This is a genomic window from Metabacillus herbersteinensis (assembly GCF_042433335.1).
GTDB classification, from domain to species: Bacteria; Bacillota; Bacilli; order Bacillales; family Bacillaceae; genus Metabacillus; species Metabacillus herbersteinensis.
This window is the reverse complement of the sequence record NZ_JBHLVO010000005.1, coordinates 195,097-208,639: the sequence shown is the minus strand read 5'-3', so window position 1 is coordinate 208,639 and position 13,543 is coordinate 195,097. Positions and strand designations below refer to the sequence as shown.

Genomic DNA, 13,543 nt, shown 5'->3' with positions numbered 1-13,543 from the left:
CGTTATCCACAGTACAAGAATTTAATACGCTAAACAATGAGAAAAGCTCGGTTATCCGAGCTTTTTAAAGTAAATTTATCTTCTTTAGATGTTGATACGCACCTTGAGAGGTTTCAATTCCCTCTTTTTTTAGCATCTCAAGGATTGATATGAAAAAGGAACCATCAAATTCTTTTTGGATTTTTAACGTTAATTCAATTGATGCAATAACTAATGCATCTTTTGCATCTGTGTAATTCTGTCCAAAATGGATAAATCCAAGTGCATCTTCACCAAAAGAAAACCCCTTTTCATTTAAGTACTGTATGTATTCTGTAACTGTTTTTACCGTTTTAATCACTAAATAACCCCGCCCTAACTAAACTTATTCCTTTTTTACTATATCGAAATTCGCCCATTAATACTATGTTTTTTACTCACTACCATTCCTGTTTATTACTGAAAATCAGACAAGTAGGTCATAATAAAGGTGGAGGTGAGAACAGATGAGTAGTGAAAAAAGGGGTAATAATCGAGGACAAATAGCACCCAGTGTAAATCCACAAGGAGTCGGCAAAGACGTCGAATTTGCTGTTGAACCTAAGAGCAAGCTAGAGAATGCGGCGAAGAAATTGAATAGAAAGTAGTAGAGAGGCTAGATAGCCTCTCTACTACTCGTAAAGCTACTTAATAATACATGCATACCTCGTAATTCAATATCGTGCATCATTAACAGTGCTTTTTCTTCTTGTATGGATAGAAGAGCATCTTCAAGTACACATTGAACAGGTACTTTGCAGTTTATTTCTGCTAGCTGTTGTGATAAGTGAAGCATGTCCAAATCAGTTTCAATTTTTAATCGTTGTGCTTTTGTTAATTCTGTTAAGTTTTCTAACAGACCGGAAATTGATCGATATTTCCCAATAAGCTTATACGCAGTTTTTTCCCCAATTCCCTTTACACCTGGATAATTATCACTAGAATCTCCCATAAGTGCCTTCACATCAATCAACATATGTGGATCAATTCCTAGTTCCTCACTAAACAAATCGTTTGTATAGATTTTGTAGTTCCCAATTCCTTTTTGAAGAAGTACGATCTGGACATCAATATCAAGTAATTGAAGCAGGTCTTTATCACCTGTAAGCACAGAAATGGGTAGTTGTGATTGATAGTTCTTGACAATTGTGCCTATGCAGTCATCAGCCTCAAAACCTTCTATTCCGATATTGGGGATATCTAATGCTTCCACGGCCTGTTTCACTAAGCCAAACTGAGGAACTAATTCGATTGGTGCTTCAGGTCGGTTTCCTTTATAATCTGTATATAAATCCGATCGATAGGTTTTACTCCCCATATCCCAACAACAGATAACATGTGTTGGCTTTAATTGGTCAATCGCTGAAAACAAATGCTTGAAAAAGCCATTAATTGCATTTGTAGGTATTCCCTTACTATTAATCATAAATTGTCCGTACACAGAGGTCGCATAAAACGCTCTAAACAATAACGCCATTCCGTCTACAATTAATAAGTGCTCTTTCTTTTCCATTTAAAATCTTCCCCTCTTAACTAAATACAACTATTTTATTTTATCATACATCACGCACTTACTTAAAAGGTAATAATTAACCTAGGTTATAAGGGGTGAGTACTAAGGGGTTACACGATCATAAAACTATAAAAAGACCTGGATAGCTCCAAGTCTTTTCATAAGTTTTTTTAGCTTTTTTTGTTGTTACTCATTTTTTGCGCTTCAGCTTGAGCGTATGAAGCAAATTCTTCGTTGAATCCATTTTTCTTCTTTTTGTTATTATTTCGTTGTGCGTTCGCATTACCTAATTTTGTTTTACCCATTACCAACACCCCTTTTTTCATTGTGTTACAATTTTAGTTTTTCACAATAGGGGTTTATTAAGTACAAAGTAAGTCCTGTATTAATTGGAAATAATCTTTCTATATTTGGTATTTTTTTATTACAAAGTCTCTGACCATTTTATTTGTGACAAGCTTTCGAGTAGGAGTAATTCCTTTACTGGCTAAGTCATTGATTTCTAATGTAACATTATTAATTCGTGCTACATCAAACGATAGTGAACTTTTGCAAAGTTGAACGGCCTCCTCAATGTAAGCTTCTCTCTTTGCTTCTAACATTAAAAAGGTTTGAATATGTTGATGCTGTTTTTTACTATGATCTGAAATAGCTTCATGTACGTTACTCATTGTCGGCTACACCTCTTTTTTTCATTAAATTTACAATATGCTCTTTAGGGCTCCAGCATGTAAATGAATACGCTGGTTTTGTTTCAAAACCTAATCGACTACAATGATAAACCATTTTTGAATTCAAACGGAATGCTTGAAAATGTGTGCATGACGCACATACTTGATAGGACTTTTTTTTCAAGAGTTTCTCACCTTTGCGATCAATTTTACAAAAGGGATAACGCTCCCTTAATCTCTGACTTTTTCTCTGTAATCAGTGTTAAATCCTGTGGTGTTGTATAGATAGAGATTATCGATTGAAATGATTGTTTCGTTTGCTCTTTCATTTTTGTTACATATACTACTTGATGATTCATCAACGTTTTGGAATAGTACTCAGAAAAAAGGTGTTGATGAATACTTAAAGCATTTTGTATCGGTTCATCGAATCGTTGAATTAAATCTTCAATCATATGCTGTTTTTCATTTTTCTCGAAAAAGGCTCTTGGGTTTTTGTACAGCTTTAGTGATTGTCTAAAGCTATTCTCCTGTTCATTTGAAAAATCAATTGAGATTGTAGGTGACTCAATTGGTAAGCTTTCTTGCTTTGATAAATGAACTGCAGATGACAGATGTTGAAGAAGGTTTTCGATACGATTATATTCCTCATCCATTTGTTTACCCATAAATTTCTCAATTCTTAAAGATGTTGCTTGAAGCTCCTGTACAAGTTCAAATTGTATCGATTTTACAAAATCTGATAAACAAGATTTTAACACATCTTGAGTGTTTATTCCTTGTTTTAGAGCTCCTGGATGGAATGCTTCTTTAAAGAACTCGGAAAAGCGCATAGTAAGTCGTTGCTTAATGTAAAAAATTAATTCTTCGATCTCTTGTCTCAATTGTAGCACAATTCCCTCTACATCTAATTGATTCAACTGATTCTCAACCAGTATTTGTTCGTCTTTTATCTTTAACATTTCTCGTTCTTTTTCGGCACTATCCTTTGCTGCAGTTTCACTTATTGTTTTGATTTGGTGTAAAGTTTTATGAAGTTCTTCTTTTATAGAAAGAATAGTGGTCTCACTTAAATCATGTTCAATAAAGTGATGAAACTTTTCTTCAAACAGAGAAAAATCAGTAGTATCAAGGTTTTCCCCTTCTAACACTTTAAGACTTGAAATACCATAAAGTCGTGCGTTTCGGACTTCCTGCTGTAGCAGCTGATTAATAATGTAATTTTTCACTATAGCTACTTCTTCGTCGTTTATAGCCAAATCCACTGCATTAATAATAAAAAACATCTTATCTAAAGTGAATGCGTCTTTTACACGACCAAGCTGTCTTATAAATTCACGATCTCCTTTTGAAAAAGGATGATTATAATAGGTCACGTATAGAATCGCATCGGCATTTTTTATATATTGAAAGGCTACATCTGTATGTCTTGTATTAAATGAATCAGCACCTGGGGTGTCCACCAATGTTATACCAAGCTGTGTGATCTTACAATCGAAATAAATGATCACTTCTTCTACCATGCATGCTTTTTCTTCGTTTGCGACATATTCGGTAAATGAAGATCTATCTTTTAGTAGGATATATCCAGTCTCAGTTAAGCTTTTATACGTTTTTATCGCTCTTTCGTACATAGTAATCGTAGCTCGTTCATGACCTGAAAGCTTACTTTTAGATTTATTTACATATTCTACTAACTGATCCTCTACTTCCTGAATTGAGGTTCCCTTCAATTCAGCTTTTGGAAGCACCTCAATCATTTCGTTTAAAAAAACATCTGGTTTTTTTAAGATAACTTCCACTAGACCATGCTCTTTCTCACTAGTAGGAGGTGCTATTTTATTAATGGTTGCTGTGGTTGGTGTCGGTGATGACGGTAAAAGTTTTTCCCCAATCAATGCATTCGCAAAAGAGGATTTCCCTGCACTAAAGGCACCGAACAACGCAACAGTAAACGTTCTGTTTTCAAAGCGGTTCGCTTTTTGAATAATCGATTCTCCAAATTGACCAAATCCAGGGATATGTTTAAAATCGTTTGATAGTTTTTTGACTTGGTGAATAAATGTTGTAAGATTCTCTTTTTTAGATTGAGTTGTCTGATTGTGTGTGTTTGTTTCTTTTACCTCATCAAGCTTCGTCGGGATCAATACTTCTTTTTCATATTTTTTTACAATTGGTTGTTTATGTTCTTTTAGCCATTCTTCAAGATTTATTCGAGGAAATTCTGTACTCGTTAAAATTAATTGCACAGCAACATTGTGTTGCTCATATTGATGGATTCGATCAGATACTTCATTGTAAAAGCTTATCTTCTGTTTCAGATCGTTTAGTTTCGAAGTAAACTGAGCAGACTTTTGTTCCGTCATTCTTTTAAAAGTCTCAACAATTTCCCCTACCAAGATCATCGCTTTTGTTTTACTTTTCTTTTTTAGAGTATCACTAAGATCTGCTGAAAAGGTAAGTGTATATTGATCGTTAAAGGAAGCGCCTTTTTTCAGTGTTTGACCCAAGGTTTCTTTTTGAAATTCGATTGAAAATGACTGGATGTTTTGGTTTAATTGAGCATCATTCACATTATTTTCTTTTATAGCTTCCTTTATGGAGTGGAGAATATGCCATGTTATTTCTGTTTCAACCCTTTTATTTAGATCTTCATATAGCATGTCTGCTCTTTTTTCTCTTTCCTGTTCGGTTTTTCCTTTAGTAAATAAAAATCCTTTTTTAAAGCTTGGATCATGTGATTGAATAAAAGCAGCTGCTTTTTCTCTAGTTTCAAATGGAGTCAAATTTGCATTCCTTAAGATTGTTGTGATTTTTTCTTTTAAACTAGAAAAAATAAGATCGACTTTCATTTCTTCTTCTTTGAGTGATCTGTGAATAGTTGATTCTTCATCAATAATTGAACTCAACCTACTAACTACTTCCTCTTCATTGATTTCTGCAAGATCAAGCTGTTCTCCATAATAGTGTAAATGGTTTTTTACGATATCAGTTAGTGCATGTTTAATTGTTGTGTGCTGTTCGGTATCATCCACTTCAATTACATGCTTCATTACTCTTTTTACTTTTTCTATTTCATTATTAGGTTCTGAATCATTCAGTAAGGTAGTATAGAAAATATGAGTGTTTTTTAGGCCATACTCTTCAAAAGTTGATTGGATTTGCTGTTTGTATTGCTGAAAGGACATTTCTTCAGAACGGTGTTTATCGATTTGATTGACAATTAGATAAACTGTTTTACCGCGTTGCCTCATCTCTTTGATAAAGGATAAATTTTCTTCGGATTGAACGTGATTATAATCGGTTACATAAAATATAACATCGGCAATGTGAAGCATTGATTCTGTTGACAGCCTGTGTGCAGCATCCGTTGAATCGATACCAGGAGTATCCATAATCACAATACCAGCGCTTAAGTTTTTATAAGTGTTGATGATATGTACACGTTCAATATCATCTCCTTGCTTACAAAACTCTTTAATTTCATCTACGCTATAGTCACCTTCTAATTGAAACACTTCACCACTACTGGTCTGAAGCTGAACATTTTTACTGCCCTTTTCTAACATCACGATATTAGCGCTAGTGGGTATCGGACTAGTAGGCAAGATTTGTTCACCTAGAAGTTTGTTAATCATCGTGGATTTCCCTGCTGAAAAGTGTCCAGCAAAAGCGATATATTTTTTTTCTTTATGAACTTTTATGATAAGTTCTTTTACTTTCAACGCACTATTTTCGTCTTTGTTTTTAGTTAAAAGTTGATGTAGCGAAATCATCATTTCTAGAATTTTCTGTGTGCTGACAACTGTTGCCATAATTATCCCCTTTGTGACCAATTAATTGCCCATAACTCTAAAGTCTATTTTACTTAATTTTTAACATTTTTCCTATATCCATTTGATATAAATTCTTATAAAGTTAAAAAAACTGCTTCATTTTTTCAAATGAGCAGTTCTAACAGAAGAATTTATGAACTTTGCGATTCAACTCGCTTTAATATGTAACCAATCAAGAAACTATATGTTAGAACCGAACACCCTACAAATAACATCGTCATAAACATTTTCCTCCACTCCGTTTAGGTGAGAATGTTTTTCACTATGATGTTATTCTATCATCAATGATAATCATTTTCAACACTCATTCTTCCGTTTTTTTCATTATCGGGAGAAAGCGGTTCTTGGATTGAAATACGCTTACATAATTTGTACTGTTAACTAAAGCTCTCTCCTCAGCTAGGATTCGAACTTTCATCATCAGTACATTTGTAAGTGTAAACATAATTGACGTAAGAAAAGCATTAAATAGCAGTGGGATGCATAAGATCTCGAGCGCTACAACGAGATAATTTGGATGTTTTAAAAACCGATAAGGACCCTTTGACACTACATCTGCATTCGGAATGATAATGATTCGAGTGTTCCAAAAAGATCCTAAAGAAAAAACTGCCCAGTACCGTATCACTTGGGTAAAAACAATAATTGGAGCAATGATATACCAATAGGTTGTAAGACCCTTATCAAACAAAAGTACTTCTGCAATAAAAGAAACGAGAAATAAAACGTGAAGAGCAACGATATATGGATAATGTTCCCGGCCATACTCGACTCCGCCCCTTTGTTTCATCCACTTTTCATTTCGTTTAGCAAGCATTAATTCAGTCAATCGTTGAAGAATTATGAGAATGAGTAAAAAAACGAACACCTTTACACTGCCTCCCATTTTACCAGTAATAGCTCTGAAGAAAATCCCGGACCTAAGGCACCAATTAAACCGAAGTCTTCACATGCTGCAACCTCCCTCTCTAAATAGGCTTCTAACACATACATGACAGTCACGGACGACATGTTGCCATGTTTCGAGAGAACCTCTCTAGAAATATGAAGGTGAAATTCACTGAACTCTAGCCCTTTTTTATAGGCATCAAGGACTTTTTTTCCACCTGGATGTGCGACAAAGTGGCTAATGTCAGTCAAACTCATCTTGTAGTCGTCTAAAAACGACTCAACATTGGGTTTAAGCCACTTATTAATAAGTGAAGGAATATCACGTGAAAAAACAACATAAAATCCGTTGTTTTTTATATCCCAACCCATCACTTCTTCGGAGTTTTTCATAAATGTGGAATTAGTCCCTAGTATTCTAGGTATATTCGATAATTTAGAGTACTTTTTTTGATCTACTGCTTCTCCAACAATACAAGTGCATGCAACTCCGTCTGCAAAAAGAGAAGTACCAATTAAATTGCTTTTTGACTGATCATCACGTTGAAATGTTAAACTACAAAATTCAACGGACAGAACGATCACCTTTGCATCTGGAAATGCTCTGCAATACTCAAAAGCTCTAGACAAACCAGCTGCCCCACCAGCACAACCTAATCCCCAAATAGGAATTCGCTTAATACTTTCCTTAAAAGGCAAATGATTGATAATCTTCGCATCAATACTCGGAGTTGATAGTCCTGTACTAGAAATAAAAAAAATCGCATCTATTTCTTCATAATCAATAGGTCTAGAGAGTAGCTTAGAATTTGAAAGACATGCTTTTATTGCTTTTACTCCTAAAGTGACCGCATTCGTAATATATGTATCGTTTTTTTCTTTAAAAGAATGTTCTTGTTTATACCAATCCAATTCTTTTGCGAATTGACGAGATTGAATTTCACCATTTTGAAATACGGTTAATAAACGGTTAATATCCTTAAACGTTTCCTTAAACATTTCTTTTGCAAATTCAACTGCTGTTTCCTGCGTACTATTAAATTCAGGTAAACACTTTCCAACAGATACTATATAAGCCATAGGCAAATTCACCTTCCTGTCACATTTAGGTTAATATTGCCAAATAATTGAAAAATATTCTCTTTTCACAGAATGAAAAAAAGCCTTTCCCAACAATGGGGAAAAGCTAGACGTTTTAAAGAAGTTGGCTATGTTGCTGTGCATGTTTATTATAACCGAATTAGTCCGAATCATCACTAATAAATATTGGGAATTATTAAGTAACGTCTTTTAAAAAAAGTAAGCCATAAAGATTTCATCATCATATTGGCCGTTAATTTTCACTTGTTCTTTCTGAATGCCTTCCTGTACAAAGCCATATCTTTCATATAGCTTTTGAGCAAGACCATTGGAAGCAAAAACAGTTAAGCACAGCTTGTGCAACTGATGTAAACGACACCATTCTAGCGTATAAGTCATAATTTCTTTACCTATACCCAACCCTTGAGCGCGTTCTGCTAACCATGTTCTAAATAATCCAATATGCCGCTTCATCTCTAGCTCTCCGCGAACCACTCTAGCTATACCGACAACAGTACCATCTATTTCAATTGCTAAATACATATTATCTTGATTTTGCATGGTAGTAATGAATTCTCTTTCTTCTTCGACTGTCCGAGGTTTTTCTTTCTGTATGTATGCCCCTGTGTAGATAACCGTTTTAACCGCCTCAACTATTTGCTCGGCATCGTTAATTTTCACTGGTCTGAGGATAACTACTTTCCGGTTTTTCGCTATTATTTTTTTAACAAGTTCTTGATTCCCCATTTATGTTCAGCTCCTTATTGCTAGTATGCCTAATCTCTAAGGAGGTACTATCACAATTTTCTATAAAACGAAAAAAAACAGACTCCGATAGGAGTCTGTTTGATCATCAAAGCAATTAAGCTTTGTGTACGTTAGTTGCTTGAGGTCCGCGTTGGCCTTCTTCGATATCAAAAGTAACTTCTTGACCTTCGTCTAACGATTTGAAACCTTCACCTTGAATAGCTGAGAAATGTACGAATACATCGTCCCCACCTTCAACTTCGATAAATCCAAAACCTTTTTCTGCATTAAACCATTTAACTTTTCCTTGTGCCATGTTTGTTGCCTCCTATTTATGTAAAGCGATTATAAAATTATCTTTGCCCATTAGAACAAAAATAATTCTTTTATATAGTATCAGGTAATGATTGGATATGCAAATATTTAACGGTAAATTTTTATTTTTCTTATAAAAGGAACGATTTTCACAAAACTTAAGATGCAAAAAACCAGTCTCCATTAGGAAACTGGTTTATCTTATCAATCATGATAATTCATAAGTAAAAGCCACATTTGCCGTAATATTTATAAGAAAGTTTTAAACCACCACTCCTCAAAGTGGGTGTTTGCAGAAACCTTCCTGTCGTCCTCTATCAAGGAGGCATGACATTCCAGTTCAATATAAAACTCCCTATTACAGATTAAAGGTAAAACTTAATTACAATTACGTACAACGCAGCTTGTAGTATTATAATACAGCAGTTCGTGCAATTCTTCAAGAGGGATTTTTTTGTTAAAATTAACCTAAACTTACTTTATGATGCTTGTTGCTGTGACTTAATAAAATAATAAGATATGTTAAGATGATATACCTATATACATACGGATAGGTACTTTTAAATATAGCATTTGTTTTTTGCGTTTGTCCACAAGTTTTTTATTATTTGTGGACATTTTTATTTTACGATAAATATTTTGAGGTGAACAGAAATGACAGATAAACTAAAAGAAAACAAGAAAGTAATACATAAACCTAAATGCACCATTAGACATTTAAATGAACCTAACTATGAATTAATAGCTAAAGCATTTATTATCCTACATGAGAAGACTCGGAGTGAGAGGATAAGAAATGAGATTTCTATGTCCTTTTTTCTGCTTAAAATAGTCTTTTTATTAAATATATCCTTTATTTCAAATTAAATAGAATAAGTATCTAATAATTAAGCATACTATCACTGAGATTAGGAGGTGATAGTAAAAATGAAACATCTATGGGCTATGGTAATTAAATTTATTGCCTGCTTTGCATTGTTGTTTGTTATTTTAGGCATTGGATTTGATTTATCATTTCAAAATGTATTATTAATTACTTTCATTTTAGGTGCTGTTTCTTATGTATTGGGAGATTTATTTATTTTGCCAAGAACTAACAATACCATTGCAACAATCGCTGATTTAGGTTTAGCATTTGTTGTTATCTGGTTCATTCTAGCTAACGTTTCAGACAATGGAGCAAGTATTTTTTGGGCTTCCTTAATTGCATCAGTTGGTGTGGCATTGTTCGAATACTTCTTTCATAAATACATGGTTACAAGTGTTCTCAATAAAAATGAACCGACTGAAAGAAAAGGAAATAATTCTTTACAATATCAAACAGAAGCATCAGAAGAGGTATCTCCTAGGATACCAGTAATTCCTAGGAGACCAAAGAATAAGAAATAATCTTTAATACCTGACCAATTGGTTGGGTATTTTTTTATTTGAAATTTATAATCATAAATTATCACTAACCTGCACATACTTTAACTGGGCACAAGTCCAATTTCCTTGTATATGTCCTACAACCTAGCAAGCAACTTGTACCCATCTTTTAAACTGCCTCTTCACTCAACTCACTAAAATACCTCTGATCTAAAATTCCATGAACAATTCGATTAAAGTAGCCAAACACATTTGTAATCCTAATTATTGCCTAGCTTAATATTCCTCACAAGCTGTTTAAGACACTCTAAACCCAATTCTAGCTTGTCCTGCTCAGAGTAATGATAATAGTGCTTAGTGACTAGACAAAGGAATTATTTTGACTTTATGTGTCTTATTCTTCTCAGCAGGTAAAACTATTCTTCTAGCCTTAAAATCAAACTCATTGACAGTTAGATTAATAGCAAAATTCTCATTCCTGTATCGTATAGCAACATCATGACGCAATAATCACGCCATTGAGGGTATTTTTTTAAATCGGGTACATCTAACAACCTTTTCATTTCATCTTCTGTAAGTGGCTCGAAAGGAGTCTCATCTGCTCTGAGTAACTTAATCTGTTCCAAAGGGTTAGAGTTTGCTATTTCTTCTTTGTATAGGAGAGCATAAAACGTCTTTAAGAATCTAATCCTTGCATTAATCGTCTGAATACCAAGACCACACTTCTTAGTTTTGAAATTAAAGTGATCATCTTGCATGTAGTTGATGTAATCTCTCAGAAGAACAGGATTAATTTCATTTACTTTTTTTAATTCTGGATGAAAATTATTCAACCAGTTAACGAAAAATCTAAAATGTTCGTCATGTCCTACTAAAGTTGAATTTCTTAAACCTTCGGATTTTTTTGCTGAAGTGAAATATTCAAATGCTTGTTTAAACGTAAAATTGAAACTTTCTCTCTCTAATTTTGCAGAACTAACTCGAACAGTTATTCTTTTTCTTTTCATAAAAAAAACGTCACCTCCAAAAGTCATGCAAAATGCACGAAAATGTAGATAACGTTCTAACATTTTTTTGTTAGTAATATGTCGGATAAATCATGGGGTCCTAAACTTACTTTATGATGCTTGTTGCTGTGACACCCCGTCAATTTTTTCAGAACTGCGTTTTTGACGCGTTGGGATTACATTAAAGATAATATTTAAGATAATAGCTGTTAGGCTTCCTGCGACAATTCCGTTATTCGTTAAGATTTTAAATGATTCCGGAAGGTTTGCAAACATATCCGGTACAACCGTTACACCAAGTCCTAAACCTACAGAGCAAGCAATGATTAATAAGTTTTCTTGAGAGGCGAACTCAACGTGGCTAAGCATCTTAATTCCATAAGCAACAACCATTCCGAACATAGCAATCATTGCACCGCCTAAAACTGAAGCAGGGATAATTGTCGTGAATGCTGCAATTTTTGGAACTAAGCCTAGACCGATCAACATAACAGCAGTTATAACAATTACACTCCTTGACTTGACACCAGACAGCTGAATTAATCCAACATTTTGTGAGTAAGTTGTATAAGGAAAAGCGTTGAAGATTGCTCCAATCACATAGGCAAGTCCTTCTGCTCGGTACCCTTTTGCTAAATCTTCTTTTGATAATTTCCGATTGGTAATATCACCTAATGCAAAATACACTCCTGTTGATTCGACCATACTGACTATGGCAACAATGATCATCGTTAAGATTGGAGCAACCTCAAAGGTAGGTACACCAAAATAAAAAGGTTGACCGATTTGAAGCCAAGATGCTTCCCGAACGGGCTCAAGATTGATCATACCTAAAAAGGCAGCCACAATTGTACCAGCTACTATTCCAAGTAAGATTGAAATCGATCGAACAAAACCATCAAAAAAGCGGTACAGCAGAACGATTGTAAGCAGAACACCAAAAGCTAACGAAAGATTCACGATTGAACCAAAATCCTCACTACCTTGCCCACCCGCCATATTGTTCATTGCGACAGGAATTAACGTAATTCCGATAATTGTAACAACAGATCCGGTTACAACCGGAGGGAAAAACCGAACTAACTTCCCAAAGAATGAAGCGATTAATATAACAACTACGCCTGATGCTAATATTGCCCCATAAATGGATGAAAGACCGTATTCTGATCCAATTGCAATCATTGGGCCAACTGCAGTAAACGTACACCCTAAAACGACTGGTAATCCTATTCCAAAATACTTAGATTGCCAAACTTGTAAAAAGGTTGCAATTCCACACATAAAAATGTCAATGGCAACTAAGTAGGTTAATTGTTCACTCGTTAAACCCAAGGCATTACCAACGATTAAGGGGACAATTATAGCCCCTGCATACATTGCGAGAACGTGTTGAATCCCCAACGAAAATGTTTTAAGTGAGTTTTTCATGCTGTAACCTCCTGGTTAATAGTTGGTAAGAATCCGACTTCTCCATCGTTCAATGAGGAAATTCTAGCAAGCGACTCCACTCGATAGCCTTCTTCTCTCAATTGTCTTGCCCCTTCTTGAAACGACTTTTCAATTACGATTCCAATTCCGACGACTTCAGCTCCTGATTTTTCAACAATTTCAATTAAACCTTTGGCAGCCTGTCCATTTGCTAAAAAGTCATCGATAATAAGAACTTTATCTGATGAATCAAGAAACTGAGATGATATCGCGATCGTATTTTCCTCATGTTTTGTAAAGGAATAAACAGAAGCAGTTAAGAGATTATTTGTTAAAGTAAGTGATTTTCTTTTTCGTGCAAACAATACAGGAACTTCCAACTCAAGACCTGCCATAACTGATGGCGCTATCCCTGATGATTCAATCGTTACAATTTTTGTGATTCCATTAGCTTGAAACCGCCTCTTAAATTCCTTGCCAATCTCCATCATTAAAAATGGATCAATTTGATGATTTAGAAACGAATCAACTTTTAAAACATTGTTAGAAAGAACAATTCCTTCGGTGCGTATTTTTTCCTCAAGTAGTTTCATCTTTTTTCTTCCCTTCAAAACAAAATAAAAAAGCAGCATTGCTTCAACAAGAGTGAAGTAATGCTGCTTTTAATTAAAA

General features: G+C 34.4%; 15 protein-coding genes and 1 other RNA gene. 2 read left to right on the top strand and 14 right to left on the bottom strand.

Translation table 11 applies throughout. The annotated features are described in order from the left end of the window. Positions 1–64: 64 nt before the first annotated feature. Complete coding sequence (locus ACFFIX_RS09465; protein ID WP_378932995.1) at positions 65–340, bottom strand: DUF6123 family protein; 276 nt, start codon at positions 338–340, stop codon at positions 65–67. A 145-nt stretch (positions 341–485) separates the two neighbouring features. Between ACFFIX_RS09465 and sspL the strand changes: the two genes are divergently transcribed. After that, a complete protein-coding gene (gene sspL, locus ACFFIX_RS09460) occupies positions 486–626 on the top strand; it encodes a small, acid-soluble spore protein L (protein ID WP_378932992.1) in 141 nt (46 codons plus the stop codon). An 8-nt stretch (positions 627–634) separates the two neighbouring features. Here the strand turns inward: sspL and ACFFIX_RS09455 are convergent, their stop codons facing one another. The 10 genes from ACFFIX_RS09455 to ssrS form a co-directional block, all read right to left on the bottom strand. Beyond that, positions 635–1,531 carry a 5'-3' exonuclease gene (locus tag ACFFIX_RS09455; protein WP_378932989.1) on the bottom strand — a complete coding sequence of 299 codons (897 nt, stop codon included), beginning with the start codon at positions 1,529–1,531 and terminating at the stop codon, positions 635–637. 170 nt (positions 1,532–1,701) lie between these two features. Continuing rightward, positions 1,702–1,836, bottom strand: a complete 135-nt coding sequence (gene ypzF, locus ACFFIX_RS09450; protein ID WP_378932985.1) for a protein YpzF — start codon at positions 1,834–1,836, stop codon at positions 1,702–1,704. 99 nt (positions 1,837–1,935) lie between these two features. Continuing rightward, complete coding sequence (locus tag ACFFIX_RS09445) at positions 1,936–2,202, bottom strand: DUF2533 family protein (RefSeq protein ID WP_378932982.1); 267 nt, start codon at positions 2,200–2,202, stop codon at positions 1,936–1,938. Then, a complete protein-coding gene (locus tag ACFFIX_RS09440) occupies positions 2,195–2,386 on the bottom strand; it encodes a hypothetical protein (RefSeq protein ID WP_378932979.1) in 192 nt (63 codons plus the stop codon). The genes ACFFIX_RS09445 and ACFFIX_RS09440 overlap by 8 nt, the downstream gene beginning before the upstream one ends. A 25-nt stretch (positions 2,387–2,411) precedes the next feature. Then, positions 2,412–6,017 (bottom strand): dynamin family protein, encoded by a 3,606-nt coding sequence (locus ACFFIX_RS09435; RefSeq protein WP_378932976.1) that lies wholly within the window; start codon positions 6,015–6,017, stop codon positions 2,412–2,414. Between the two features lie 325 nt (positions 6,018–6,342). Next, a complete protein-coding gene (locus ACFFIX_RS09430) occupies positions 6,343–6,906 on the bottom strand; it encodes an isoprenylcysteine carboxyl methyltransferase family protein (RefSeq protein ID WP_378932973.1) in 564 nt (187 codons plus the stop codon). Between the two features lie 2 nt (positions 6,907–6,908). Then, a complete protein-coding gene (locus tag ACFFIX_RS09425) occupies positions 6,909–8,006 on the bottom strand; it encodes a type III polyketide synthase (RefSeq protein ID WP_378932971.1) in 1,098 nt (365 codons plus the stop codon). Positions 8,007–8,216: 210 nt separating this feature from the next. Continuing rightward, positions 8,217–8,753, bottom strand: a complete 537-nt coding sequence (locus tag ACFFIX_RS09420; RefSeq protein WP_378932968.1) for a GNAT family N-acetyltransferase — start codon at positions 8,751–8,753, stop codon at positions 8,217–8,219. 115 nt (positions 8,754–8,868) lie between these two features. Continuing rightward, entirely contained in the window at positions 8,869–9,069 is a 201-nt protein-coding gene (locus ACFFIX_RS09415) for a cold-shock protein (protein ID WP_378932965.1), read from the bottom strand. Between the two features lie 223 nt (positions 9,070–9,292). Beyond that, a non-coding RNA gene (gene ssrS, locus ACFFIX_RS09410) (6S RNA) lies at positions 9,293–9,477 on the bottom strand. A 518-nt stretch (positions 9,478–9,995) separates the two neighbouring features. Between ssrS and ACFFIX_RS09405 the strand changes: the two genes are divergently transcribed. Beyond that, positions 9,996–10,457 carry a YndM family protein gene (locus tag ACFFIX_RS09405; RefSeq protein ID WP_378932962.1) on the top strand — a complete coding sequence of 154 codons (462 nt, stop codon included), beginning with the start codon at positions 9,996–9,998 and terminating at the stop codon, positions 10,455–10,457. Between the two features lie 431 nt (positions 10,458–10,888). On the opposite strand, the gene ACFFIX_RS09400 is transcribed toward ACFFIX_RS09405, so the two are convergent. The 3 genes from ACFFIX_RS09400 to ACFFIX_RS09390 form a co-directional block, all read right to left on the bottom strand. Next, positions 10,889–11,443, bottom strand: coding sequence for a tyrosine-type recombinase/integrase (locus ACFFIX_RS09400; protein WP_378932959.1), 555 nt, complete (start codon positions 11,441–11,443; stop codon positions 10,889–10,891). Positions 11,444–11,554: 111 nt separating this feature from the next. Continuing rightward, positions 11,555–12,871, bottom strand: a complete 1,317-nt coding sequence (locus ACFFIX_RS09395) for a nucleobase:cation symporter-2 family protein (protein WP_378932956.1) — start codon at positions 12,869–12,871, stop codon at positions 11,555–11,557. After that, positions 12,868–13,464: a xanthine phosphoribosyltransferase gene (locus ACFFIX_RS09390; RefSeq protein WP_378932953.1), complete on the bottom strand. Its 597-nt coding sequence runs from the start codon at positions 13,462–13,464 to the stop codon at positions 12,868–12,870. The genes ACFFIX_RS09395 and ACFFIX_RS09390 overlap by 4 nt, the downstream gene beginning before the upstream one ends. Positions 13,465–13,543 lie beyond the last annotated feature (79 nt).

Excerpts from the sequence above, each read along its gene's own strand:
- ACFFIX_RS09405 (WP_378932962.1), top strand. The coding sequence starts at position 9,996 with ATGAAACATCTATGGGCTATGGTAATTAAATTTATTGCCTGCTTTGCA.
- ACFFIX_RS09400 (WP_378932959.1), bottom strand. The coding sequence starts at position 11,443 with ATGAAAAGAAAAAGAATAACTGTTCGAGTTAGTTCTGCAAAATTAGAG.
- ACFFIX_RS09455 (WP_378932989.1), bottom strand. The coding sequence starts at position 1,531 with ATGGAAAAGAAAGAGCACTTATTAATTGTAGACGGAATGGCGTTATTG.
- ypzF (WP_378932985.1), bottom strand. The coding sequence starts at position 1,836 with ATGGGTAAAACAAAATTAGGTAATGCGAACGCACAACGAAATAATAAC.
- ACFFIX_RS09425 (WP_378932971.1), bottom strand. The coding sequence starts at position 8,006 with ATGGCTTATATAGTATCTGTTGGAAAGTGTTTACCTGAATTTAATAGT.
- ACFFIX_RS09390 (WP_378932953.1), bottom strand. The coding sequence starts at position 13,464 with ATGAAACTACTTGAGGAAAAAATACGCACCGAAGGAATTGTTCTTTCT.
- ACFFIX_RS09445 (WP_378932982.1), bottom strand. The coding sequence starts at position 2,202 with ATGAGTAACGTACATGAAGCTATTTCAGATCATAGTAAAAAACAGCAT.
- ACFFIX_RS09415 (WP_378932965.1), bottom strand. The coding sequence starts at position 9,069 with ATGGCACAAGGAAAAGTTAAATGGTTTAATGCAGAAAAAGGTTTTGGA.
- ACFFIX_RS09420 (WP_378932968.1), bottom strand. The coding sequence starts at position 8,753 with ATGGGGAATCAAGAACTTGTTAAAAAAATAATAGCGAAAAACCGGAAA.
- ACFFIX_RS09435 (WP_378932976.1), bottom strand. The coding sequence starts at position 6,017 with ATGGCAACAGTTGTCAGCACACAGAAAATTCTAGAAATGATGATTTCG.
- ACFFIX_RS09395 (WP_378932956.1), bottom strand. The coding sequence starts at position 12,871 with ATGAAAAACTCACTTAAAACATTTTCGTTGGGGATTCAACACGTTCTC.
- sspL (WP_378932992.1), top strand. The coding sequence starts at position 486 with ATGAGTAGTGAAAAAAGGGGTAATAATCGAGGACAAATAGCACCCAGT.